The organism is Pseudoalteromonas sp. SG45-1, assembly GCF_014164135.1.
GTDB lineage: Bacteria > Pseudomonadota > Gammaproteobacteria > Enterobacterales > Alteromonadaceae > Pseudoalteromonas > Pseudoalteromonas distincta.
The window spans coordinates 1-25,639 of record NZ_JACJEP010000013.1 but is presented as its reverse complement, the minus strand read 5'-3'; the positions used below and the strand labels follow the sequence as shown (position 1 = coordinate 25,639).

Here is a 25,639-nt window from a genome sequence, read left to right as displayed (position 1 = left end):
TAGTCATGCAATTACATAATTTAAAAGATAGCTCACAAAAAGTGTCGTTCGTTGAAGCCGTAAAAACAGGTTTGGGTCGTAATCAAGGTGTGTTTTTCCCTGAATCCCTTGCCCCACTGTCCGATGTTGATGCTTTGCTTGATATGGACTTTGTTACACGCAGTGGCAAAATATTATCTCACCTAATTGGTGATGAGCTGCCTAGCGACACTGTGGCACAAATGGTTAAAAATGCATTTAACTTTCCAGTTAAGCTGGTGGAAGTTGAAGAGAATACATACTGCTTAGAGTTGTTTCATGGTCCTACGCTTGCGTTTAAAGACTTTGGTGGTCGCTTTATGGCTGAGTGTTTAGCGCAATTTAATAAAGATGAAAAAGTAACTATTTTAACCGCAACATCGGGCGATACTGGTGCAGCCGTTGCACATGCTTTTTATAACAAGCCGAATATCGATGTTGTCATCTTATATCCTAAAGGCAAAATTTCACTTGCTCAGCAAAAGCTATTTACTACGTTAGGTAACAATATTCATTGTTACGCAGTTGATGGCAGTTTTGATGATTGCCAAGAGTTGGTTAAAAATGCCTTTTTAGATGAAGAAGTTAAATCAACACTTGGGCTTAATTCTGCTAATTCAATTAATATTAGCCGTTTAGTTGCTCAGGTTTGTTATTACTTTGAGGCCATTGCACAACTACCAAAAGAAAAACGCGCAACAGCGCATATATCAGTGCCAAGTGGCAACTTTGGTAATGTATGTGCTGCAATGATTGGTGCGGTTATTGGCTTACCTGTAGGTAAATTAAGTGCAACAACCAACCAAAATGATACTGTGCCGCGCTTTATGCTTGATAAAACCTGGACGCCAAACGCAACACTTGAGTCGCTTTCAAATGCAATGGATGTAAGTAAGCCAAACAACTGGCCGCGTGTGCAAACAATGTTAGATAATAACTGGTTTAGCTACGATAACTTTTATTCAACTAGCGTAAACGAGGAAGACACGCAATCGGTGATGAAAAAAATTCAACAAACGGGTTATGTTGCAGAGCCTCACACTGCTATTGCGTACCAAGGTCTTGTTGAAAATCGAGCGCCTGGTGCAGCGGGTATCTTTTTAGCCACAGCTCACCCTGCTAAGTTTAAAGAAAGCGTAGAGGGTATTTTAAATATTGAATTAGGTATGCCAAAACCACTTAGCGACGCACTAGCAAAACCATGCCTAGCAAGCGATATAAAGGCCGATTACGACGCATTACGTACAGAAATACTTGCTAAACTTGGCTAAGTTAATTAATTCAAAAAGGCGGTTAAGCCGCCTTTTTTTATAACTTTAGGCTTTTAAATCTAGTGAGTTGCATTTACTAATTAAATGTAGGAAATAGCATTCATTTAAAATCGTTATGGTTTTATAAGAAAATATCATCTTAAAAAGTCTGTGAAATAGTTTCAATCCCTGTTTAAATATCCTCAACTTAAGAGCGTAGGCAAAGAGTCGTTTAAAGCGTACAATAAAGCCTCTAAAAAACACCATACACGTTGCCCTAGGAGACCCCAATGTTAGAACGTAGCATGAATATTTCGGATTTTGATCCAGAGTTATTTGACGCGATAAACAAAGAAACTGCTCGCCAAGAAGAGCACATTGAACTAATCGCTTCAGAAAACTACTGTAGCCCACGCGTACTAGAAGCGCAGGGTTCACAGCTTACAAATAAATACGCAGAAGGTTACCCTGGCAAACGTTATTATGGCGGTTGTGAGCATGTTGATGTTGTTGAGCAATTAGCAATTGACCGTGCTAACGAGTTATTTGGTTCTGACTACGCAAACGTACAACCACATGCTGGTTCGCAAGCTAATGCTGCTGTTTTTCTAGCGCTATTAGAAGCAGGCGACACTGTACTTGGTATGAGCTTAGCTCATGGTGGTCACTTAACTCACGGATCACACGTAAGCTTCTCTGGTAAGCTTTACAATGCAATTCAATACGGACTAGATGAAACAACGGGCGAAATTGATTACGCACAGGTTGAAGCACTAGCACTTGAGCATAAACCAAAAATGATTATTGGTGGTTTCTCAGCGTACTCAGGTATTGTTGATTGGGCTAAATTCCGTGAAATTGCTGACAAAGTAGGTGCTTACCTGTTTGTTGATATGGCTCACGTTGCAGGTTTAATTGCGGCAGGCGTTTACCCAAGCCCAGTTCCTCATGCACATGTTGTAACTACAACTACGCATAAAACACTTGCTGGTCCTCGTGGTGGTTTAATTATCTCTGCATGTGGCGACGAAGCAATCTATAAAAAGCTTAACAGCGCAGTTTTCCCTGGTGGCCAAGGTGGTCCTTTATGTCATGTTATTGCAGCAAAAGCAGTGGCATTTAAAGAAGCGCTTCAACCAGAATTTAAAGTATACCAAACACAAGTTGTTAAAAACGCAAAAGCAATGGTTGCTGTAATGCAAGAGCGCGGCTACAAAATTGTATCTGACAAAACTGAAAACCACTTATTCCTACTCGATTTAATCGATAAAGATATTACTGGTAAAGATGCAGATGCAGCCCTTGGTAACGCTAACATCACAGTTAACAAAAACTCAGTGCCAAACGATCCACGTTCTCCGTTTGTAACATCTGGTTTGCGTATTGGTTCTCCTGCAATCACTCGTCGTGGTTTCAAAGAAGAAGAATCAAAAGAGCTTGCTGGCTGGATTTGTGACGTACTAGATAACATCACTGATGAATCTGTACAGGCGCAAGTTAAAGAAAAAGTTAAAGCAATTTGTGCAAAATTACCTGTATACGCTTAATTGCATAAGCAGCAGTAATTTAGATCACATAGGCTAGGGGCCTGTTTATCTTTCGAGGTTTAATTTGCAGTAGTATGTTTGGTTTTTAGGCAAGGCAGAGTCTATGTAGTGTGGTTACTCCACACAAATAGGCGATAACGCAGCATAAATGCCAAACATGCACTGCCCTCGGGTTCGTCCTAGGGGCGATTTACTCTTTGTTGCCTACATGGATGTAGGTAAGGGGCGTGAGCAGGACGCGGAAGCTTTGCTCGATTTATACTTAGCCCACTAGGTTACAAACCTCGCGCCGCGATTAAATCGCCCCTAGATAGAACAAATTTAATCCTGAAAGGTCAACAGACCCTATTTTTTTGCTAAGATTAAAGGCCGCTAAATAGCGGCCTTTTTTGTTTTAAAACGGAAGTACCGAGCTATGCATTGTCCATTTTGTACCGCAAAAGATACTAAAGTTATTGACTCACGCCTTGTTGGTGGAGGCCATCAAGTTCGCAGGCGCCGTGAGTGCAACGACTGCCATGAGCGCTTTACTACATTTGAAGGCGCTGAACTGGTTATGCCTCGTGTTATTAAACAAGACGGCAGCCGCGAACCATTTAACGAAGATAAATTATTAAATGGCTTAAATCGCGCACTCGAAAAACGTCCAGTGAGCACAGAGCAAGTAGACGAAGTAGTGAATATAATAAAATCGCAGTTGCGTGCTACAGGTGAGCGAGAAATTTCAAGCCATTTGGTTGGTGAATGCATTATGGAAGCCCTCAAGAAGCTCGATAAAGTAGCGTACGTAAGATTTGCCTCTGTATATCGCTCGTTTGAAGACATACGTGAATTTGGCGAAGAAATTGCCCGCTTAGGGGAGTAATACCAATTTTATTAAAAATATGATCATTCTATCGCATTAAATAGCGCACTCACTGCGTTAAAAATTATTCATATAGAACAACTATATGTCATAATTTTAGCCTTGTTATTGCGCTATTTTCTTAGCGCTATAATGGACCACTAATTTAACGCAATTGGTATAATAAATGCTTAACCAAACTACTTTTACTGAACATGATGAAATGTATATGGCACGCGCCATAGAGCTTGCCAAAAAAGGTCGGTTTACTACCACACCTAACCCTAATGTTGGCTGTGTTTTAGTTAAAAATAATCAAATAATTGGTGAGGGTTTTCATCAATTAGCAGGTCAAGGCCATGCAGAAGTAAATGCACTGGCTGTCGCTGGAAAAAATGCACAAGGTGCAACGGCTTATGTAACGCTTGAACCGTGTAGTCATTATGGCCGTACGCCACCGTGCGCCGAAGGCTTAAAAGCTGCCGGTGTGGTAAAAGTAATTGCTGCTATGGTTGATACAAATCCACAAGTTGCTGGCAAAGGCCTTAAAATACTGAGCGACGCGGGTATTGACGTTGCTTACGGGTTACTCGAATCACAAGCTCGCGCACTTAACGTTGGCTTTTTTAAGCGTATGGAACAAGGCTTACCTTATGTGATTTGCAAAATGGCAGCGAGTATTGATGGTAAAACGGCGCTTAAAAATGGGCAAAGTAAGTGGATCACAAGTCCTGCTGCTCGACAAGACGTACAATTATACCGAGCGAAAAGCTGCGCTATTTTAACCGGTGCCGATACAGTGCTAGTAGACGATGCTAAACTTAATGTGCGACTAAGTGAGCTGCCTTGCACACTGCCTACTGATTTGCCGCTTCGCCAGCCCGTGCGTGTTATAATTGACTCTCAAAACCGTTTAACACCTGACCTTGCTTTATTTGAAATCCAAAGTGATGTAATAATATTTACGACTAAGGTTGATAAATCATTGCAATGGCCGCATTTTGTAAAGCATATTGAAGTTAGTGAAAGTAACGGTAAAGTTGATTTACAAGCCGTTTTAGAAAAACTTGGGCAACTGCAGTTTAATAATGTTTGGCTTGAAGCTGGCGCAACACTTGCTGGTAAAATGACAGAGCTTAATTTAGTTGACGAGTTTGTTTTTTATTTAGCGCCTAAACTAATGGGCCATGATGCAAAAAGTTTAGTTAATTTTCCTGAATTGACGAGTATGCAGAACACCGTTGATTTAACATTTAATGAATGTGCGCGCATTGGTGACGATTTACGTATCACCGCGTCAAAACTCATTAAAATCACTTAATAAAAAGAGTAGTGCTATGTTTACTGGGATAATAGAAGCCACAGGCAAAATTGCTTTATTACAAAAAAAACAAGGCGACTTAGCCATTCGTATCCAAAGTACTGATCTTGATATGAGAGACGTAAAGTTAGGTGACAGCATTGCAACTAATGGTGTTTGCTTAACTGTAGTTGATAAACATATTGATGGTTTTAGTGCGGATTTATCTAATGAGACGATTAGTTTGACCGGTTTTGCTCACTATGCTTTAGGACAAACGGTGAATCTTGAAAAAGCCATGCAACCTGTTTCTCGTTTAGGCGGTCATTTAGTGTCTGGCCATGTTGATGGTATCGCAACAATTACAAGTATTACAGCAAACGCCAGAGCAACAGAATATTGGCTTACAACTGACGAAAATTTAATGAAATACATTCCTTACAAAGGTTCGGTATGTATTGATGGTATAAGCCTGACAGTAAACGCTGTAGAGGGTAATAAATTCAAATTAACAATTGTCCCACACACGAGTGAGCAAACCACAATTGCTCATTTTAAAGTAGGTACCCAAGTTAATTTAGAAGTCGATCAAATTGCACGTTATTTAGAGCGCCTTATAAAGGGTGCAGAGCAACCAACGGGCTCTGATATTTCGATGAGCTTACTCGCTAAAGCGGGTTTTATTAAATAACGAAACTGACAACTTACACGAGCAAATTTATGAATTTACACAGTGCGCAAGAAATCATCGACGATATTAAAGCCGGTAAAATGGTTATTTTAATGGATGATGAAGATAGAGAAAATGAAGGCGATTTAATAATAGCTGCTGAGCATATTAGCGCAGAAGCGATTAATTTCATGGCTACCCATGGCCGTGGTTTAATTTGTTTAACCATGACGCAAGAGCGTTGCGAGCAACTTGATTTACCGTTAATGGTTAAAAACAATGGTGCAGCATTTTCGACTAACTTTACAATGTCGATAGAAGCATCAAAAGGTGTTACAACCGGTATTTCAGCAGCAGATAGAGCGCGTACAGTGCAAGCGGCTATAGCTAAAGGCGCAGTCCCAAGTGATATTGTTCAGCCTGGACATATTTTTCCTATTATGGCGCAACCTGGTGGCGTATTAACTCGCGCAGGACACACTGAAGCTGGCTGTGATTTAGCGCGTTTAGCTGGACTTGAAGCATCATCTGTTATTGTTGAAATACTTAATGCTGACGGCACTATGGCACGTCGCCCTGATTTAGAAGTTTTTGCGAAAGAGCACGATATTAAAATTGGCACCATTGCTGATTTAATCGAATACCGCAACTTAAACGAAACAACAATTGAGCAAGTAGCAAAATGTAAGTTACCAACTGTTCATGGTGAATTTGATTTAGTTACTTACAAAGACACAATTGACGGCCAATTACATTACGTATTGCTCAAAGGCGATATAAAAGATCAAGAGCCGACAAATGTACGTGTACATTTGCAAAGTACCTTTAACGATATTCTACTTTCAGACAGAAGTGCTGACCGTAGCTGGGGCCTTTCTGAAGCAATGGCTTATATCGCTAAAAATGAAGGTGCTTTAGTTATTTTAGGTAAGCAAGAAAGCACTGAAGAGTTAGAGGCAACTGTGAAAGCATTTGCAGCAGCTGATGCTGGCGAAAGCGTTACGCCACGTAAATTCAAAGGTACATCTCGTACTGTTGGCGTAGGTTCGCAAATACTTGCCGATCTTGGAATTAAACAAATGCGATTAATGAGTCGCCCTAAAAAGTACCATGCACTTTCGGGCTTTCATTTAGAAGTTGTTGATTACGTTGAGCCACAATAAGCATCACGCTTAAACTAGGCTATTATTTTATTTTTATGGTATGATGCGCAGCAATTTTTGCGCAATCGCAACCGCTTGAACTTATTTTTAGGGTTATCAAATGAAAATTATTGAAGGTAATAAGTACGCTCCAGGCAAAAAATTTGCCATTGTCATTTCTCGTTTTAATGACTTTATTGGTAGCAGCCTCCTTGCAGGTGCTGTTGATGAGCTAAAACGCACAGGTGGCGTATCAGATGACGACATTACCGTTATTTATGTGCCAGGCGCGGTAGAATTACCTTTAGCGGCTAAACGCGTTGCGGCAAAAAAAGAGTATGATGCAATCATCGCATTAGGCGTAGTGATCAGAGGTGGTACACCACACTTTGACCTAGTTGCTGGCGAATCAAACAAAGGTCTTGCGCAAGTATCACTTGAGTATGATATCCCGGTTGCATTTGGCGTATTAACCACAGAAAGCATTGAACAAGCAATTGAGCGTGCTGGCACCAAAATGGGCAATAAAGGCGGCGAAGCTGCTTTAGGCGCGCTTGAAATGGTTAATGTGTTAGATAAAATTTAAGTTTAAGGAATTTTTGTGAAACCAGCAGCAAGACGTAAAGCACGTATCTTAGCACTCCAAGCCGTTTATTCTTGGCAAATAAGTGGCAATTTAATTGCCGATATCGAACAACAAATGTTGATCGAAACAGACGTTACTAAAATTGATGTTGAATACTTTAAAGATCTAGCGACGGGTGTTGCTGTAAATTACAAGCAACTAGACGAAGCTGTATCACCACATTTAACACGTCCGTTTGATGACTTAGATATGGTTGAGCGTGCAATTTTACGTTTAAGCAGCTATGAGCTTAAGTTCCGTGAAGACGTACCTTATAAAGTTGCTATTAACGAAGGTATTGAGCTGGCCAAAATTTTTGGCGCTGAAGACAGCCATAAATTTGTAAACGGTGTACTTGATAAAGCTGTTAAGCATTTACGCAAGTAAGTAAACCGTTAAAGAGGGGAGCCGGCATAGGCCGGCTTTTTTGTGTATGAAGGAATTTGAATTAATTAACCGCTACTTTAAAGGTCGCGGTATCACCCGTCGTGATGTAAACCTAGGTATAGGGGATGATTGCGCTTTAGTAACCGTTCCACAAAACTGCCAACTTGCCGTTACAACAGACACTCTTGTTGCTGGCGTACACTTTTTTGATGATATTTCCCCTCGTGCATTAGGTCACAGAGCGCTTGCTGTTAATTTAAGTGATTTAGCGGCCATGGGCGCTGAGCCAACTTGGGTTTCAGTTGCGTTAACTTTGCCAAGTATTGACCCACAGTGGATTGAAGAGTTTACTGATGGCATGCATGAAATTGCTGAATATTTTAATGTGCAGATTATAGGTGGCGATACAACTCAGGGCCCACTAACCATCACTATTTGTGCGAAAGGGACTGTACCCGAAGGTACTGCACTTCGTCGTAGTGGCGCAAAAGTGGGTGATTGGATTTATGTTACGGGTCCGCTAGGTGACGCTGGACTTGCAATTGAGTCTCGCAAACAAGGTATAAGTATTGAGCCAGAGCATTTAAAGTACGTAAATAAACGCTTTGACTTTCCAACCCCACGTGTTGCTGCAGGGCAGGTATTACGAGGCCTTGCATCATCGGCTATCGATGTGTCGGACGGCTTAATCGCTGATTTAAGTCATATACTCGATATGTCACAAGTAAGTGCAGTGGTGAATATTGAAAGTATTCCAACTTCAGATGCGATGCAAGCAAGCCTTGATTTTAATCAGCAGCTGCCATTTATTCTCAGTTACGGTGATGATTACGAATTAATTTTTACGGTCCCTGATAGCAATAAGAGTATGTTAGAAATAAAGCTACGCCAGTATGGTGTAGATGCAACATGCATTGGCCAAGTTAAAAGTGGCGATGGCCAAATTGAGCTTTTACACAACGGTGAAAAGTTTGATTTTGAACCGCAGGGTTTTGAGCACTTTGCAAAGGAGCTGGTTTGAACAATAACCGCAAGTTTAATTTAAAGCGTCCACATCAGTTTTTTGGTCTGGGCTTTGGGACTGGGCTTGCCCCTAAAGCGCCCGGTACATTTGGTACATTTGCTGCCTTGCCATTCATTTTTATGACCATGTATTATCCGTTATGGCTGCAAATTGTATTTGCCGTTGTGATCAGTATATTTGGTATATGGGCGTGCGGTAAAACGGCTGATGATTTAGGCGTGCACGATCATCCTGCTATTGTATGGGATGAAGTGGCGGGTTATTACATCACTATGATTGGCGCAGCACTTAACTGGCAAACATTACTCGTAGGTTTTTTGTTATTTCGCTTTTTTGATATAGCAAAACCCGGCCCAATCCGTATGCTAGACAAACGAGTACATGGCGGTTTAGGTATAATGGCCGACGATATACTTGCGGGTATTTTTTCGCTTATATGTTTACAAGCGTTAATAAAAGTGGGTTTACTGCCCTTTTAATTTTTATATTTGATTTGTTTAACTAGGTGGCAGCAATATGATGCGATTTTTACTGGTTTGTGTACTTATGTTGTGCGCGACGCCAAGTTGGGCTTCAATTACTGATTACGTAGTTAAGCAATGGAATATAAAAGATGGCCTACCGTCGCAATCACTTAAAAGTGTTGTGCAAGATCAGCAAGGCTATATGTGGCTTGGTACGCAATTTGGTTTAAGCCGTTTTGATGGTACAACATTTACAAATTACAACACGCAAAATAGTCCATTCTTGCCTAGTAATGGTGTTAATAAGCTTTTAGTCGATTCTAGTGGTTTGTTATGGGTAGGCACTAAAAGTGGCTTGGTAGTTATTAACCCAGCCACATTTGCAGCACAAGAATTTAATATTAAAGGTCCAGTAAGGGATATTCTTGAGGACTCTAAAGGTAGCATATGGATTGCGGCCAACGGCTTATACTATGTAGATAGAGGGCAAGTTGATTTACGCACTGAAGTAAATGGTCCTCTACCTATTGTTAATGCTACTGTGATCACACAAATAGTTGGCTCTGTTAGCCAAATGGCACTCTCTCCTGAAGGCATTTGGCTGGTTAATGATCGTCATTTATTACGCCTTACAAAAAACTCATCAGATTTTTCTAAACTACGTTTAGAGCTTACCGCAAAAATATCTTTACCAGAGCGCCTAGCGCAAACCATAGTGCACGATTTATCATTTTTAAATGGTAATTTGTATATAGCTTCTGAGCTAGGTGCATACTTTTTAGATTTAGATGACGAGCTAAGACCTTTTCCTCTACCTAATGCAAATAACTCAGCCGTTTATAAGTTTATGAGTGATACCGATGGTGGCTTGTGGGTTTCGACCTATGGACGCTTATTATTCAGAGATAAAACCGGTGAGTGGCAATGGGTAGAGCCTAGCCAACTCGATCAAAGTATATGGTTTGCTGATATTTTTAGAGATGATAAAAATAACGTTTGGTTAGCAAGCTTTAGTGAAGGCTTGTGGCTTGCTCATGAAGGGCGAGTCGAAAGGCATTCAGCAGTTTCAAATATGACCGAATCTGTTATGGCTATTAGCCAAGCACCCGATGGTAAACTGTGGGTTGCGAATAAAAGCGGCATTGGTTATTTCGATTTAGATAAAAGTTTTATTAATTTAGTCCCAAGTAGTAAATATGGATACGCATCAGTACACGATCTACAATTTGATGGTGAGCGATTATATATAGCCACAGGGCGCGGCTTATTTGTTTTTGAAAACAAGACACTTTACACCGTCCCTGGTCGAGCACTTCGCGATAATCCGGTATTTGCAATAAGTCGCTCTAGTAAAGGCGGCTTTTGGATTGGTACCGGACGCGGTTTATATCGATTAAATTATGCTGGTTTAACGCCTTTTGCCTATAACGCTTTTTTAGGTAGTAAGTTTATTACCTACGTATTAGATAAAACAAACTTTGGTGTGATTGGTACTAGTAAGGGCGCATATTACTTTACAGACCGTGGCATTGAAAAAATTGGCGACCAAACAACACTTGAAAGCGCATACGTAACTAGCGTGCTACATATAGATGGCGTGGGTATTTTAATAGGCTCTCTTAACGATGGGCTTTTTTACAGAAGTACGCAAGGGCAATGGCGTCAGCTCGATGCAGCTAATGGTTTACCGTATGGTTCTATATTTAGCCTAGAATATGATGAAAAGTTAAAGCATGTTTGGGTAAGCACCATGAAAGGTGTTTACAGAATGCCTGTAGAGCAATTTAAAACAGAAATAAAAAGCTTAAAAGTTGAAGAAGTAATTTCATCTTTTGACCGTCAACTTGATGGTAAAGCGAATCAATGTTGTAGTGGACTTGGGCATGATGCGGTAGCAGACACCGGAAATTCTATTTGGTACCCAAGCTTACAAGGTGTTGTTGAAATACCTAAAAATGTAGAGCTATTTGGTGTGCTTGCATTAAAGCCAACAATAGAGACAATAACAACGCCACTTCGTCATTTAACTACCGCTGCGCTTGGTAAAAAACCATCATTAGAAACAGACGAGCGTGATATAACGCTAACTTACACAGCTATTGATTACTATGCACCAAACAGCATTGAATTTAGATATAAACTAAGTGGCTTAGATAGTGACTGGCGCTATGCAAATACGCGACGTGAAGCTATTTATACTAACTTGCCTCCTGGCTCGTTTTTGTTTCAATTAGAAGCTAAGCGCCAAGGTGAAGACTGGGCTAAAGCGCAAGATGTAGAATACGGTTTTGTAGTGCCTGAGCGCTTTGACGAAACAATTTACTTTAGGCTTTTAATTACCAGTGGTTTTATTTTGCTTTTTTATCTCATTTTTTGGGTGTTTAGAGCACAAGAGCGCAGAAAACAAGAAGCATTAGAGGGCTTAATCACTGAGCGTACCTTAGAGCTTCGCCAAGCTAATGATAAATTAGGCCAAGTGAATTCACAGCTTAAATTAGTGAGTCACTCAGATGAGCTAACAGGGCTACGTAGTCGCCGCTTTTTGTTTGATCAACTCCCTAAAGATATTGAGCACTTTCAACGTAATTCACAGTCGCTGCAGGCACAAGGTAAGTCACTGGTGCTGGTAATTATTAACTTTGATAACTTCAGCCGTATTAACGATGCGTATGGCCCAATTGCAGGTGATAGCTGCTTACAGCAAATGGCTGCATTGTTAAATTCGCGTACGCAGGGCTCTGACTATGTGGCACGTTGGAGTGGTGATGAGTTTTTATTATTATTACGTGACTTTAAATGCAATAAAATAGACAGCTATGCTTCAGAACTTTGTAAAGTAATAGCGGCTAATTCGTTCCAATTACCAAATGGAAAAACAACTAATATCACGGCATCAATTGGTTGGTCATTTTATCCATTACCTTTATTAGGCGGGCAGGTAATTAGCTGGGAAACCTCTATTAACTTAGCAGATATAGCATTGCATCAAGTTAAAAAACGCGGTGGTGATGGTGTGGCTAATATTACGTTTGATGAGCAGCTCGATGCATTTGAGTTTGAACAAAACTCTAATGTTGATCAGCAATTAGGTATTTTACAAAGTAATGGCTTGGCAGATATAAAAGTGTGGATGCGATAATGCCCGACCAAGGTTATTGGTCAGGCATGGTGAGGTTAACTCTATTTGTTAAGCCAAGCTGGTAATATTGCAATCGACTCAGGGGCTGTAAATGCCGTACTGGTATCGGCGCTTATATCACCGCCTGCACTGCTTAAAATATTATTAAATCGCATAACCACATTATTTGACTTCTCAGCTACGTATAAATCTGTTCCGGTATACATAATATCAACAGGGTTACCCAGTAGGGTATTTGGACCGCTAATAGTGGTACTTATGTTTACCAAGCCCGATGCCGTTGCTACGTTATTCAATACGTATATTTTGCCATCGTCAGCAACTGCTGCGCTACCAACATCAGAGAGTATTAGCGAGCCACTTAGCGAGTCGTAGTCGATGCCGTGCATGTTGCTTGGTGCTGCTAATGCTGTACCTGCATTTGCTGGCGTTATAAGCCTATCCTCAACTGCAATATTAGTACTACCAGCCATTAGTTTGCTTTTAACTTCGTCAAATACAGCAACGGTTCCATTTGTTAGTGCTACAAAAGCTCGATCAGTGTTTGCATCGTAATCAACATCCCAAGGGCGAGCATCGTTTGCAAACGTAAGCGTCATTAATGGGCTTGCATCCCCTGTGGTGCAAGTTGAAAATATTGAAATACTTGGAGTATCTGCATTATTTTCTGCAACTAAAATCATACCGCTATCAGAAGCCACATCAAGACCTTTAGGAGATATAAGGCCTGTATTCGAACCAGTAATAATGCTGTCTTGGTTCGTATTATAAGTTTGCCCATCTCTGTTTATTGCCACTTTATTTGAAATAACAATACCGCCAATTGAGGTTGTACTGTTATCGAACGTTGTATAACTATTACCCGCTTTATCAAAAGTTACACTTTCGATAGTTTGACTTGCATTATAGTTGCCAATTTCTGTGTTAAGTTGTGAACTTAATCGACTAATTTGCCCAGTTGTTTCACCTGCAGTGCCCGGATTACTACTTACAGCAACACCTAGCAGCGCCATATTAGCGGTATCACTATCTGAAATATCAGCCATTTCATTTTGTATACCCAGTTTAGTAATTGACTCAGGTTTAATTGTTGAGGTAACTAAATCAGGAGTGATATCGCCGCTCTCACCTGAAAATATATTGCTGAACACAAGAACAGCATCATTTGATTTTTCAGCTACACGTAAGTCACTACCTTCAAGGCTAATATCAACTGGGTTACCAAGCATTGTTGCTGGACCGGCAATACTTCGTGCAACGCTTACTAAGCCCTCTGCAGTTGAAGCATTATTAATTACAAATAACGAACCATCGGTTGCGTCTGAGGCACTGCCTACATCAGACAAAACAAGTTTGTTAGTATTTGAGTCATAAACAATGCCGTGAATATTTACAGATATTTGCGTGCCATCATTATTACTTGGAGTAATTGTGCGGCTTGGCATTGCGGCAAATTCACCACCAACAAAATTATCATAAACGGCTACATCACCATTTGTTAGTGCGACATAAAGGCGGTCGTTAGATTCATCATAATCAACATCCCACGGCGCCGCTTCTGTAATAGTTGTGCCTAAAGGCGCTGCATCGCCCGCGGCTGTAGCGCCAAAAGTCGTTACTTGCATAGCGCCAAAGTCAGCAATAAAAACAAGGCCACTCTTTTGTGCTACAGCTATTCCTTTAGGGTTTACCAGTGTTGTGTTAGTACCTGTTATTTCGCGATCTGTATTAGCTGTATAGGTTGCGCCGTCACTACGATTTGCAAGCTGGCAAATAGTTTTAATACTGCCATTTTCGCTGTCGCTTGCTTGCAATAAATTACCTAAGCTATCAAATGCAACGCCTTCGTTAGCTGTTGTATTAAAGGTTTTTAGTTTAGAGGCGTTTTGGTTAATTAAATCGATAGTGCCTGTATTGCTCTCGCCATTGTTTGCCAAAATTAATGTGGCTGATGCAAAACCAGGGTTGCCATTTGTACCGTCGGTACCGTTTTGTCCATCGGTGCCTGCAATACCATCTACGCCGTTTTCACCATCGTCTGAGCTACAGCCTGTAATGCCGATTAATACTGCAAGTGTTAAAGCTGAAAAACTAAGCGTGTGTTTAAGTGTGTTTTTTTGTGTTGAATGAGTTGTTAAATTAGCTTTATTCATCATTTTTACCTTTTAAATATTCCATCAAATGTAGGTAAATAACGCGCTTGCTCATAAGGCATAGACTAAGCGGCACCGATTATTTACATGTTAACCTCATATCAATAACGGCTATAAAATGAAACTGGATGCAAAAAAGTTAAAATTAAAAACAAAAAAAGGAGCCTTGAGGCTCCTTTTTAATAAACTAAGTAAATAGCTTAAGCGATAAACGCCTTAATAGCGTTTAATATTCCTTGCTCGCCTAATCCCATTTCATCGTGCATTTCATCTTGCGTGCCGTGTTTAATAAACTCATCAGGAATACCTAAGTTAAGGATATTAATATCAGCTTTTTGCGTTGCCAAGTATTCATTAACTGCAGAGCCGGCACCGCCAGCAATCGCGTTATCTTCAAGCGTAACAAAGGTATCGTGGCTAGTAGCAAGCTCATTTAAAAGTGCAGTATCAAGTGGTTTAATAAAACGCATATTAACAAGCGTTGCATCTAATTCGTTAGCTGCAAGCTGGGCGTTTTCAAGTAATGTACCGAACGATAAAATGGCAATTTTACTGCCTTTCTTAATTGTATCTGCCTTACCTATTTCGAGCAGTTGCATAGTGCTTTCAATGTCTGCAGTACCTGCGCTACCTCGAGGGTAACGAACTGCAACAGGGCAGTTTTCTTTATAACCGGTGTATAGCATTTGGCGGCATTCGTTGGTGTCGCTTGGTGCCATAATTACCATATTTGGAATACAGCGCATAAAGCTTAAATCGTACGCACCTTGGTGAGTTTCACCATCGGCTCCAACAATACCAGCGCGGTCAATGGCAAATAATACAGGTAAGTTTTGCAGTGCAACATCATGTATTAATTGGTCATACGCACGTTGTAAAAAGCTCGAGTAAATAGCAACAACAGGTTTTAAACCTTCACAAGCAAAACCAGCTGCTAAAGTAACAGCATGCTGCTCTGCAATGGCCACATCAAAGTATTGATCTGGAAACTCTTTAGAAAAACGTACCATGCCAGAGCCTTCGCGCATTGCTGGCGTAATAGCCATTAACTTGCTGTCTTGCTTTGCCATGTCGCATAACCAATCGCCGAAAACTTTTGAAAAAGTAGCAGCGCTAGGTTTAGATTTAGGCAGGCTAGTTGTGCTCGGATCGAATTTTGGTACACCATGGTAGCCAATAGGATCGGCTTCAGCCGGTTTGTAGCCCTTACCTTTTTGCGTTTTTATATGTAAAAGCTGTGGGCCTTTTAAATTACGCATATTACGCAATGTATCTACAAGCATGTTTACATCGTGACCATCAATTGGGCCTATGTAATTTAGGCCTAATTCTTCAAAGAAGGTCCCCGGGATCATCATGCCCTTAATGTGCTCTTCCATTTTACTGGCAAGTTGCTTTACCGGAGGCACACCTGAGAGTAACTTTTTACTGCCTTCACGAATGTTAGTATAAAAGCTACCTGATAAAATTCGGGCAAAGTGATTTGTTAATGCGCCAACATTTTCTGAAATCGACATTTCGTTATCATTTAAAATAATAAGCATGTCTGATTTTACATCGCCTAAATGATTCATCGCTTCAAATGCCATGCCTGCGGTGATAGCTCCGTCACCAATAATGGCTACAGATTTTCGACCTTTGCCTTCTTTTTGGGCGGCAATAGACATACCTAAGGCAGCTGAAATAGAGGTGCTTGAATGACCTACGCTAAACGTATCGTATTGGCTTTCATCGCGAAAAGGAAAAGGGTGCAAACCGTCTTTTTGGCGAATAGTGTGCATTTGGTCGCGACGACCTGTAAGGATTTTATGTGGATAAGCTTGGTGACCCACATCCCAAACTAGGCGATCGTCTGGAGTGTTATAAACATAATGTAGCGCAACGGTTAGTTCAACCGTCCCTAAACCAGACGCTAGATGACCGCTACTTTGCGATACTGAGTTGAGTAAATAATCGCGCAGCTCATTGCTAAATGCAGGGAGTTTGTCTTGCGCTAAGTCACGCAATTGGGCTGGCTCGTCAACCAAATTAAGTAATGGATACTTGCTACTATCAAGTGTCATGGTTTTATATATATCCTTCGCTAACATTAATTCATTCAAAGCTTTTACGAATAATTAATGTTGAGTAATAATGTCAGTGCTAATTGCAATACGTATGAGCAAAAATTAGTGGTCACGCTCAATTAGGTAATTTGCTAGCGACGCAAGAAGTGTTGTGTCAGCATCTATATTTGCCAACGCTTCATGGGCTTGTTGTATTAAATTTTGCGCCTTTTCTTTAGCGCCTAGCATACCTAATAACGCCGGATATGTCGCTTTATTCGCGGCAATATCGGAGCCTTGTGGTTTACCTAAAGTAACCGTATCGCCTTCAACATCTAAAATGTCGTCGTGTACTTGAAACGCCAGCCCTATAGCATACCCAAAAATGCTTAAATTTTCTAAGGTTTGTTGATCTGCCTTTTCACTGCACAGTGCACCAAGTGTAATTGCACAATTAATTAAAGCTCCGGTTTTTAGCTTATGTATTCGCTCAAGCTCTTGTACGGTAATTACTTTATCTGTTGCTGCTATGTCAAGACCTTGTCCGCCTACCATGCCCTCAAGGCCTGATGCGTTGGCAAGCGTAGCAATCATTTTTACTTGTGTTTGCGACGAGCATGTAAATTTGTGATTCGCAATAAGCTCAAAGGCGAGTGTTTGTAGGGCATCACCGGCTAAAATTGCATTTGCCTCGCCAAATTCTATATGGCAAGTAGGGCGGCCACGGCGTAAGTCGTCATCGTCCATAGCGGGCAAATCATCATGAACTAGCGAATAGCTATGGATACACTCAATTGCAGCTGCAAGTACATGTAAGTCTTGCTGGTTTGCACCGAGCATTTTACCTGTGGCATAAACTAAAAATGGACGTAATCTTTTACCGCCATTAAATAATCCATACTGGGTGGCGTTCTTGACTGTTTCTTCAGTATCGAGAGGCTGTTTAAAATGCTGTTGTAAGGTCGCTACTACATCTTTTTGAGCACGTTCGATATAATTATTTATGCTCACAGCTATTCCATATCATTATCAAAATTCGTAAGAACTGACTTTTCGCCATTCCCCATCAAAATTGATACTTTTTGTTCTGCTTGCTGTAATTTACCTGATGAAGCACTTGCTAATGCAATTCCACGCTCAAATTGCTTTAACGATTGCTCAAGCGATAAGTCACCTTGTTCCATGTCACTAACGATTGTAGATAATTCTTCTAGTGCTTGTTCGAAACTTAAGTTTTCAGGTTTTTTAGTCGCCATCTTTATTTCAGCTTACATAATAAATTTAGGGGTCAATTTTAGGGGGAATGCTAAACTAGGTCAAAGGATGATATTGGTTTTTTACCTTTATAACGTTAAATTATATTTCAAGTGTATTAATAAAGCCTTAATAGCGGTCTGTTAGTTTAATAAATCAATTGATAATTAGGTAGCCCTTATAACTTGATCTAAAATAGTGCTAAAGGCTGCTTTTTATGTTTATTTATAAAAATGGCTTAAGCAATTCAATATGTTGCCGATAAGCAGTTAATAATAAAAGTTTATGATAAGGCCATTAAGCATGAAACTTCTGGAGGAAATGTGGATTTAGCAACCATAATCGGGATCCTAGGCGCAATTGGCTTAATTGTCATGTCTATGTTTATGAGTAGTAGCGGTGAAATGGCTATGTTTGCCGATGCTCCTTCTAGTGTAATTGTATTTGGTGGTTCACTTTTCATTGTTTTATCAAATTTCACCATGTCGCAGTTTTTGGGTATAGGTAAAGTTGTTGCTAAAGCGTTTATGTTTAAAATTGAAACGCCAGAAGAACTTATTGAAAAAGCAGTAGAACTTGCTGATTCAGCTCGTAAAGGGGGCTTTTTAGCACTCGAAGAAGCTGAAATCCCAAATCCATTTATGCGCAAAGGCGTCGACATGCTTGTTGATGGCCATGACGCAGATGTTGTTCGCGCCACACTTCAAAAAGACATCTCTTTAACCACTACTCGACATGAAATGGGTGCAGGCTTATTTAAGTCATTAGCCGATATTGCACCAGCAATGGGAATGATTGGTACTCTAATTGGCTTAGTTGCAATGTTATCTAACATGGATGACCCAAAAGCAATTGGCCCGGCAATGGCGGTAGCGCTTTTAACAACTTTATATGGTGCGTTTTTAGCCAATGTTGTGGCAATTCCTATTCAGGTAAAACTTGAACTGCGTAAAGACGAAGAAGCTATGAATCAGCGTTTAATTTTAGATGCTATTTTAGGTATACAAGATGGCCAAAATCCAAAAGTTATCGAAGGTATTTTGAAAAATTACTTAGCTGAATCTAAACGCAAAGTAGATACCGAGGAGTAATTATGTCTGATCAAGAGTGCAAATGCCCACCACCAGGCCTACCAGCATGGATGGGAACGTTTGCCGATTTAATGTCACTGTTAATGTGCTTTTTTGTACTCTTGCTTGCGTTTTCAGAAATGGATGTACTTAAGTTTAAACAAATTGCGGGCTCTATGAAGTTTGCTTTTGGTGTGCAGAATAAAATTGAAGTAAAAGATATCCCTAAAGGTACCTCTGTTATTGCTATGGAGTTTACCCCAGGCAAACCAGAGCCAACCCCAATAGAAACCATTCAGCAGCAAACAGTCGAAATGACTCAACAAATGTTAGAGTTTCAGGCTGGAGATGAAAGCTCAGCTGGCGGCAGGCAAGAACAACGCGGGGATAAACGTGGTGGCGAATCTCGTAGTACTTCTCAAGAGCAATCGTCAGAGCAAGTAACTTCAGCGGCCGATCAGGAACAAACTAACGAGCTCGTTAAAAAAATCGCGCAGCAGCTTGAAAAGCAAATAATAGATGGTGCAATTGAGCTTGAATCTTTAGGGCAGCAAATAATTATTCGTATTAGAGAGAATGGTTCATTTCCTTCGGGTAGTGCATTTTTACAACCTAAGTTTAAACCCATAATTCAAGATATTGGTGTACTGTTAAAAGATGTACCTGGCGAAATAACTGTATCTGGCCATACCGACGATTTTCAGGTATCGAATGAGCTATATATTAATAATTGGGACTTATCGTCAAAGCGAGCTGTAGCTGTAGCAAGCGAGCTGCAAACGGTGCAAGGGTTTGATAAAAACCGCATGATGGTAGTGGGGCGAGCTGATACTCGTCCACTTGTTCCAAACGATTCAAATGAAGATCGCCGAAGAAACCGTCGAGTAGAAATATCAATCCTGCAAGGTAAGGCTAAAGAGTCTGCTCCTATTGATGTGCGCTAAGTTATTGCTTGTGTTATATTTCACTATGTTTGTTTTGATTTAAGGTACTTAATTGCCTTAAGTATCTTGGCAATTTCGTCATTTTAGCTTACAGTACATTTCCTTAACATATGTAATGGAGTGCCTGTGAAAATAATCAATAAATATTGCGATATGCCGGGTAATGGTGATGGTACTGATGACGATAAAAAAACAAAATAGGGCAGAGTATTTTGCCTGAATGGTTTTTATATATTGTTAGTATTTTAAGCAAAAGCTGGGTTTTAATGCTAAGTCCGGCTATTTTTATATTTTTTGTATTTAAAGATCGCCTAGCCTTTCGATTTGTATTACTTACCGCAGCTTTTTTCCTCTTTGGTAACCTAACTGCTTCAAGCCTACGAGCGTTTGATGACATTTATATTTATCGTTATTTAGTTTGGGCGATCACAGATATTATTTGGATGGCACTTATAGCTTACTGGGGTATAAAGGATAAAGTTTATTTATGGCAATGTGTTATTGGGCAACTAGTTGTTATTGGCGCACCTATATTACAACTATTCCGATTAGTTGACCGCCATTTGTGGGATTTAGCTTACAGTACCGTTATTTATCAGACCCTAATGCCATTTATCAATATTGCCACGGTGGTTGTATGCTATTTACCTTTAATTATCCTTTTCACTAAGCAAGGTAGTGTAAAGTCAAAAATAGAAAACTCCCCACCTTCAAAATAGCTGTGCTAAACTACTGTTTATATAAACAGTGAGTGAGCGACTCCCATGAAACTCTACATTGCAGAAAAACCATCACTAGGCAGAGCAATTGCTGATGCCTTACCAAAACCACATAAAAAACATGATGGTTATATAGAAGTCGCTAATGGCGATTGTGTATCGTGGTGTATTGGGCATTTGCTAGAACAAGCAGAACCCGATGACTATGATGAGCGCTTTAAAAAATGGCAGTTTGAACACTTACCTATAATACCTGAACAGTGGAAGTTAAAAGCCAAAACCAAAACTCGCAAACAGCTCACTGTTTTAAAAAAATTAATTAAACAGGCCTCGCAACTTATTCACGCTGGCGATCCAGACCGTGAAGGCCAGCTACTAGTCGATCAAGTAATAGAAGAAGCCAAAATAAGTCAGGCTAAAAAGCAAAGTACGCAACGTTTACTCATTAGTGATTTAAATTTGTCCGCAGTAAAAAAATCACTGGGTACTATGCGTTCTAATCGAGATTTTATTCCGTTAAGTGTATCTGCTTTAGCGCGCTCTCGTGCTGATTGGCTATTTGGTATGAATTTAACGCGTGCATATACGTTAGCAGGGCAAAAAGCAGGGTTTGGTAATGTACTTTCGGTAGGGCGAGTACAAACCCCTATTTTAGGTCTTGTTGTTAATAGAGATAACGAAATAGCGAACTTTGTATCTAAGCCTTTTTACGATGTATTGGCGCATTTGCTTACTCCAGATAATCAACCATTCATAGCTAAGTGGGTTCCTAGTAAAGCATGTGAGCCACATCAAGATGAAGAAGGGCGAATACTTAACAAAGCTCTTGCAGAAAATGTTGCTTCACGTATTACAAAGCAAAGTGCTGAGCTTACTTCTCTCGACCAAAAACAAAAAAAGCAAAGTGCTCCATTACCTTATAATTTATCTGCACTACAAATCGATGCGGCTAAAGCATTTGGTATGCCAGCTCAAAAAGTATTGGATATTTGCCAAATACTTTACGAACGTCATAAATTAATAACTTACCCACGCTCAGACAATCGTTATTTACCTAAAGATCACCATCAAGAAGCATCTGCTATTTTAAAGGCAATAAGTGCGAATGGGGGGCAAAGCAGTGAATTAGTAAACGGGGCTGATGTAAAAAAGCGTAGTAAATGTTTTAACGATTCAAAAGTAGCAGCCCATCATGCCATTGTGCCTACGGCTAAGCAGTTAAAGTCAGCGAGTTTGAGCGGTGACGAAGCAAAGGTATATCAATTAATAAGCCGTCATTACTTAATTCAGTTTTATCCCGACTATATATATAACGAAACTAAAGCTGAGGTAATTATTGCTGGTGGGCTTTTTAAGGCAAATGCAAAGCAAGATGTAAGCTTGGGTTTTAAGGTGTTAATGGGTAAATCTGAATTAAAAGATGAAGCCTCGCTACCTCCTTTAACAAAAGGTATGCCTCTTTTTTGCGATAAAGGCGAAGTAGTCGAAAAGCATACATCACCCCCTGCTTATTTTACCGATGCCACATTATTGGCTGCGATGACGGGCATTAGCCGTTATGTTAAAGATCCACAAATTAAAAAAGTATTAAAAGACACTGATGGTTTAGGTACGGAGGCAACACGTGCGGGAATAATCGAGTTGCTATTTAAGCGGCGTTTTTTAAAACGTGAAGGTAAGTCAATTAGAGCGACCGAAACGGGACTTGCTCTTATTAGCGTATTACCACAAGGTTTAGCGAGTCCTGATTTAACCGCAAAGTGGGAGTCGAGCTTAGGTGATATTGCACAGCAGGCAATGAGTTATCAGCAATTTTTACAGCCTTTACTTGCTGACCTAAATGGGTTTGTTCAATTAGCAGCAAACTGCGATAGCAATGCATTTGCGAAGTTACCAAAAAGCTCACCTAAAAAACGTTTTGCTAAACGAGGTGGAAAAGCGACCTTTAAAAAGTCGAGTTATAAAAAAAGCTCTGTTGCTAGTTAGCAACAGAGCTTTTTTATTAAACCATATTACTTAACCTGAACTCTGTTTGAGATAGATTTATTATCCAGAATTCAGGTTACTTATTAAATAAAGCAACAGCAGCGTTACTCATTGCTTTTATTCCAGTAGGAATAGCAACTTTATAATCTGGTGCAAATTTACTAGAGTGTAGAGAAGGGAGTACCTCAGCTGTTTTTATTGAATCTGCATATTGTGCTTGGTTTACGCCTCCTAGCCAAAAGAGGGTGATAGGGATATTTTCATCGGTGCGCCCGTATAGGCCAAAATCTTCACCCGCCATTACAGCTTGTGTTTCAAGTACATTAGTATCGCCAATTGCGCTGGCAATAGAATTTCTAACAATGTCTGTTTGTGCAGGGTTATTATAAGTAGATGGAATCGATTCATCTTCATGTACATATACTACAGGGTAGTTTGATTCATCCAATCCAGCGCTTTGTGCTATCCCAGCTGTAATACGTTTGATAGCAGCTATTTGAGCGCTTCTTACATCGGGGTTATAGCTTCTAAGAGTGAGTTGTAGTTTTACTTCATCCGAAATCACATTATGTTTTGAACCACCATGAATAGACCCCACTGTAATCACAGAAGGCTCAAGCGGTGAAAGCTCTCGGCTTGTGATTGTTTGCAAAGCAAGTACAGTGCGTGCAGCTATAACCACTGGGTCTATAGTTGTATGCGGATAAGCACCATGACCACCTTTACCTTTAATTGTAATATCGACAGAATCTACACTTGCCATCGTGTATTCATTTTTCATTGATACCTTACCAGCGGGGACGCTAGCGCTTACATGTAAAGCAATTATATGATCAGGTTTTGCAAATTTACTAAATAGTCCTTCGCTTAACATCGCTTTAGCACCCCCACCTACTTCTTCTGCAGGCTGTGCAACCATCATTAATGTACCTTGCCACTGTTTTTTATGAGCAATTAACTGCTCTGCAGTTCCAATAAAAGAGCTCATGTGGATATCGTGGCCACAGCCGTGCATTACACCTACTTTTGCACCGTGCTCATCTATTACTTTGACTTTTGAGGCATAGGATTTTCCTGTTTGCTCAATAATAGGTAAGCCATCAGTATCAGTGCGGATCATTACTGTCGGCCCTTCACCATTTTTATAAATACCAACTACACCAAAGCCACCTACATTACTTGTTACTTTAAAACCCAGCTGAGTTAATCTATCTGCTATCTTTTTACCTGTTTTTTGTTCGTGATAAGAGAGCTCTGGGGATTGGTGTAAGTCGAGGTAAAACTTTTCAATAGCTGGCATGGCTTTGCTTAAATTCAAATCGAGTCTATTTGCTTGTACTAATGGGCTTGCTAATAAAAGTATTGCACTTAGGTAAGTTAATTTCATATTTTCCCTTATTGTTGAATATGTATACCGAGTGATTTAGGTATATGACTTGTAATTATTATGTTCACCACCATATAAAAACCTAAATAGACGAATATGGCAATCAATTCAATGAGCAACATAGTTAGTATTAATGCGCAAAACCTTCAACAAGTACTCGGTGAAACATCACAACAAAAATTGGTGTTGCTTAACTTTTTCTCTCCTCAAAGTCCTGACTGCATTGGACAGGCTGCAATTTTAGATAAAGTAGCAGCAGAATATGCAAGCTATATAGTAGTAGCAAACCTAGATTGCGATGCAGAACAAGCACTCGCTTCTCAACTTGCGCAACAAGTTGGTCTGCAAACACTGCCTACGCTTGTATTATTAAAAGACTCCGCACCAGTAGATTTACTTGCAGGTGTTCAAAGCGAAGCGCAAATACGCGAAGCCCTAGCAAAGCATTTACCTGCGCAACAAGACTTACTATTAGAGCAAGCAAAGCAAGCGTTATTAAAGTCAGATTTAAATGCTGCATTTAATTATGCAAAGCAAGCTTATGAAATAGACAGCGGTAATGCACGTATCAAGTTAGTGCTAGCAGACATATGTATTCAAATTCACAAGGTAGATGAAGCGCAAGCGCTTATAAATACAATAGATGCACAAGAGCAAGATGCTTACTTTAATAATATAAAAGCAAAATGCGAAGCCGCGCTTGAAGCAAAAGATTCACCAGAGATTAAAGAAAAGCAACAACAAGTAGAAAAGTATCCAAATGACTTAGAATTAAAAGAAGAGCTCAGTATTTTACTTAATGAAGCAGGCAGAAAAGAAGAAGCATTGGATGTACTGTTTACAGTTCTACAAAAAGATCTGAACTTCAACGAAGCAAAACCAAGCTTTTTAGCCATTATTGCCTCTTTACCTGATGGCGACGCACTCGCAGCTAAGTATCGTCGCAAGTTATATAGTATTTTATACTAGGGTCTGTTGCTCTTTGCGGATTAAAATTTGTTCAAACTAGGGGGTGTTTAATCGCGGCGCGAGATTTGTAACCTAGTGGGCTAAGTAAAAACCGAGTAACAAAGAGTAAATAGCCCCTAGGAAGAACCCTTTGGGCAGCGCCTGTTTGGCATTAATTCTACGTTATCGCCTATTTATGGGGAGTAACCACACTACATAGGCTCTGCCTTGCCTGAATACCAAACAGGCTGCTGCAAATTTAACCTTGAAAGATAAACAGACCCTAGATTCTAATAACTATTACTTTTGAGAAGCACCTAAATAAGGTGCTTTTTGCATTTTTAAGGTTTTAATTAATAGCTTTAGTATGGTTTAGCTATGTAAAAACAAGAGTTATCAACAGGGTTTTGTGGGTAACTTGTGTTTATCGTGTGTGCTTGCTTGGGGCTCAATTTTAATTACTATTTTATGCAAATAACGCTTGCGTAAAATCCGCCGCTCCCTATAATGCGACCCCACTGAGACGGGAAACGCCGAAGCATAGCGAGGCACGAACTACTCACAGAGTTAAATAAAACTTCGGTTTTAAATCTTCTAAAAAGAAAGTTTAAAACAAAGTGTTGACTCGAAAAATAAAGGGTGTATTATTCGCATCCCTTGAGACGCTAAAGCGACTCAAAACGTTCTTTAACAATATAAAGCAATCATCTGTGTGGGCACTCG

General features: G+C 40.1%; 21 protein-coding genes. 16 read left to right on the top strand and 5 right to left on the bottom strand.

Translation table 11 applies throughout. The features are described 5' to 3' along the window. Window positions 1-5: 5 nt before the first annotated feature. The 11 genes from thrC to H5117_RS12150 all read left to right on the top strand — a co-directional run bounded on the left by thrC (window position 6) and on the right by H5117_RS12150 (window position 12,410). Window positions 6-1,289, top strand: coding sequence for a threonine synthase (thrC, locus tag H5117_RS12200; RefSeq protein WP_039490421.1), 1,284 nt, complete (start codon window positions 6-8; stop codon window positions 1,287-1,289). Window positions 1,290-1,558: 269 nt separating this feature from the next. Further along, on the top strand, window positions 1,559-2,815 hold the full coding sequence (gene glyA / locus H5117_RS12195; RefSeq protein WP_002961763.1) for a serine hydroxymethyltransferase: 1,257 nt from the start codon (window positions 1,559-1,561) through the stop codon (window positions 2,813-2,815). Between the two features lie 415 nt (window positions 2,816-3,230). Beyond that, window positions 3,231-3,680 (top strand): transcriptional regulator NrdR, encoded by a 450-nt coding sequence (nrdR, locus tag H5117_RS12190; RefSeq protein WP_002961761.1) that lies wholly within the window; start codon window positions 3,231-3,233, stop codon window positions 3,678-3,680. Between the two features lie 166 nt (window positions 3,681-3,846). After that, window positions 3,847-4,980, top strand: a complete 1,134-nt coding sequence (gene ribD / locus H5117_RS12185; RefSeq protein WP_182737225.1) for a bifunctional diaminohydroxyphosphoribosylaminopyrimidine deaminase/5-amino-6-(5-phosphoribosylamino)uracil reductase RibD — start codon at window positions 3,847-3,849, stop codon at window positions 4,978-4,980. 16 nt (window positions 4,981-4,996) lie between these two features. Beyond that, window positions 4,997-5,650, top strand: coding sequence for a riboflavin synthase (locus H5117_RS12180; RefSeq protein WP_182738078.1), 654 nt, complete (start codon window positions 4,997-4,999; stop codon window positions 5,648-5,650). 29 nt (window positions 5,651-5,679) lie between these two features. Continuing rightward, a complete protein-coding gene (gene ribBA / locus H5117_RS12175) occupies window positions 5,680-6,792 on the top strand; it encodes a bifunctional 3,4-dihydroxy-2-butanone-4-phosphate synthase/GTP cyclohydrolase II (protein WP_024603846.1) in 1,113 nt (370 codons plus the stop codon). Between the two features lie 100 nt (window positions 6,793-6,892). Beyond that, the gene (ribE, locus tag H5117_RS12170; protein ID WP_002961753.1) at window positions 6,893-7,357 is read left to right on the top strand and encodes a 6,7-dimethyl-8-ribityllumazine synthase; all 465 of its coding nucleotides are present in this window, start codon (window positions 6,893-6,895) and stop codon (window positions 7,355-7,357) included. A gap of 15 nt (window positions 7,358-7,372) precedes the next feature. Then, a complete protein-coding gene (nusB, locus tag H5117_RS12165; protein WP_002961751.1) occupies window positions 7,373-7,783 on the top strand; it encodes a transcription antitermination factor NusB in 411 nt (136 codons plus the stop codon). 46 nt (window positions 7,784-7,829) lie between these two features. Further along, window positions 7,830-8,804 carry a thiamine-phosphate kinase gene (gene thiL / locus H5117_RS12160; protein WP_024596289.1) on the top strand — a complete coding sequence of 325 codons (975 nt, stop codon included), beginning with the start codon at window positions 7,830-7,832 and terminating at the stop codon, window positions 8,802-8,804. Further along, entirely contained in the window at window positions 8,801-9,286 is a 486-nt protein-coding gene (locus tag H5117_RS12155; protein WP_182196916.1) for a phosphatidylglycerophosphatase A, read from the top strand. Before thiL ends, H5117_RS12155 begins: the two co-directional genes overlap by 4 nt. A gap of 37 nt (window positions 9,287-9,323) precedes the next feature. Then, the gene (locus H5117_RS12150) at window positions 9,324-12,410 is read left to right on the top strand and encodes a ligand-binding sensor domain-containing diguanylate cyclase (protein ID WP_182672770.1); all 3,087 of its coding nucleotides are present in this window, start codon (window positions 9,324-9,326) and stop codon (window positions 12,408-12,410) included. A 41-nt stretch (window positions 12,411-12,451) separates the two neighbouring features. On the opposite strand, the gene H5117_RS12145 is transcribed toward H5117_RS12150, so the two are convergent. The 4 genes from H5117_RS12145 to H5117_RS12130 form a co-directional block, all read right to left on the bottom strand. Further along, the gene (locus H5117_RS12145; RefSeq protein ID WP_182738076.1) at window positions 12,452-14,563 is read right to left on the bottom strand and encodes a hypothetical protein; all 2,112 of its coding nucleotides are present in this window, start codon (window positions 14,561-14,563) and stop codon (window positions 12,452-12,454) included. Between the two features lie 200 nt (window positions 14,564-14,763). Next, on the bottom strand, window positions 14,764-16,626 hold the full coding sequence (dxs, locus tag H5117_RS12140; RefSeq protein ID WP_024603572.1) for a 1-deoxy-D-xylulose-5-phosphate synthase: 1,863 nt from the start codon (window positions 16,624-16,626) through the stop codon (window positions 14,764-14,766). A 105-nt stretch (window positions 16,627-16,731) separates the two neighbouring features. After that, window positions 16,732-17,619, bottom strand: a complete 888-nt coding sequence (gene ispA / locus H5117_RS12135) for a (2E,6E)-farnesyl diphosphate synthase (protein WP_024597198.1) — start codon at window positions 17,617-17,619, stop codon at window positions 16,732-16,734. 2 nt (window positions 17,620-17,621) lie between these two features. After that, window positions 17,622-17,864 carry an exodeoxyribonuclease VII small subunit gene (locus H5117_RS12130; RefSeq protein ID WP_002961738.1) on the bottom strand — a complete coding sequence of 81 codons (243 nt, stop codon included), beginning with the start codon at window positions 17,862-17,864 and terminating at the stop codon, window positions 17,622-17,624. A 321-nt stretch (window positions 17,865-18,185) separates the two neighbouring features. Between H5117_RS12130 and pomA the strand changes: the two genes are divergently transcribed. The 4 genes from pomA to H5117_RS12110 all read left to right on the top strand — a co-directional run bounded on the left by pomA (window position 18,186) and on the right by H5117_RS12110 (window position 22,581). Further along, window positions 18,186-18,953, top strand: coding sequence for a flagellar motor protein PomA (gene pomA / locus H5117_RS12125; RefSeq protein WP_024597197.1), 768 nt, complete (start codon window positions 18,186-18,188; stop codon window positions 18,951-18,953). Between the two features lie 2 nt (window positions 18,954-18,955). Then, on the top strand, window positions 18,956-19,876 hold the full coding sequence (locus H5117_RS12120; RefSeq protein WP_182738073.1) for a flagellar motor protein MotB: 921 nt from the start codon (window positions 18,956-18,958) through the stop codon (window positions 19,874-19,876). A 212-nt stretch (window positions 19,877-20,088) separates the two neighbouring features. After that, window positions 20,089-20,595 carry a hypothetical protein gene (locus tag H5117_RS12115; RefSeq protein WP_182696310.1) on the top strand — a complete coding sequence of 169 codons (507 nt, stop codon included), beginning with the start codon at window positions 20,089-20,091 and terminating at the stop codon, window positions 20,593-20,595. A gap of 45 nt (window positions 20,596-20,640) precedes the next feature. Continuing rightward, window positions 20,641-22,581: a DNA topoisomerase III gene (locus H5117_RS12110; protein WP_182738071.1), complete on the top strand. Its 1,941-nt coding sequence runs from the start codon at window positions 20,641-20,643 to the stop codon at window positions 22,579-22,581. 76 nt (window positions 22,582-22,657) lie between these two features. Here H5117_RS12110 and H5117_RS12105 read toward each other — a convergent pair whose 3' ends face one another. After that, on the bottom strand, window positions 22,658-23,968 hold the full coding sequence (locus H5117_RS12105) for a M20 family metallopeptidase (protein ID WP_182738069.1): 1,311 nt from the start codon (window positions 23,966-23,968) through the stop codon (window positions 22,658-22,660). Between the two features lie 111 nt (window positions 23,969-24,079). On the opposite strand from H5117_RS12105, the gene H5117_RS12100 reads away from it, so the two are divergent. After that, on the top strand, window positions 24,080-24,937 hold the full coding sequence (locus tag H5117_RS12100) for a tetratricopeptide repeat protein (protein WP_024597192.1): 858 nt from the start codon (window positions 24,080-24,082) through the stop codon (window positions 24,935-24,937). The last annotated feature ends 702 nt before the right edge of the window (window positions 24,938-25,639 follow it).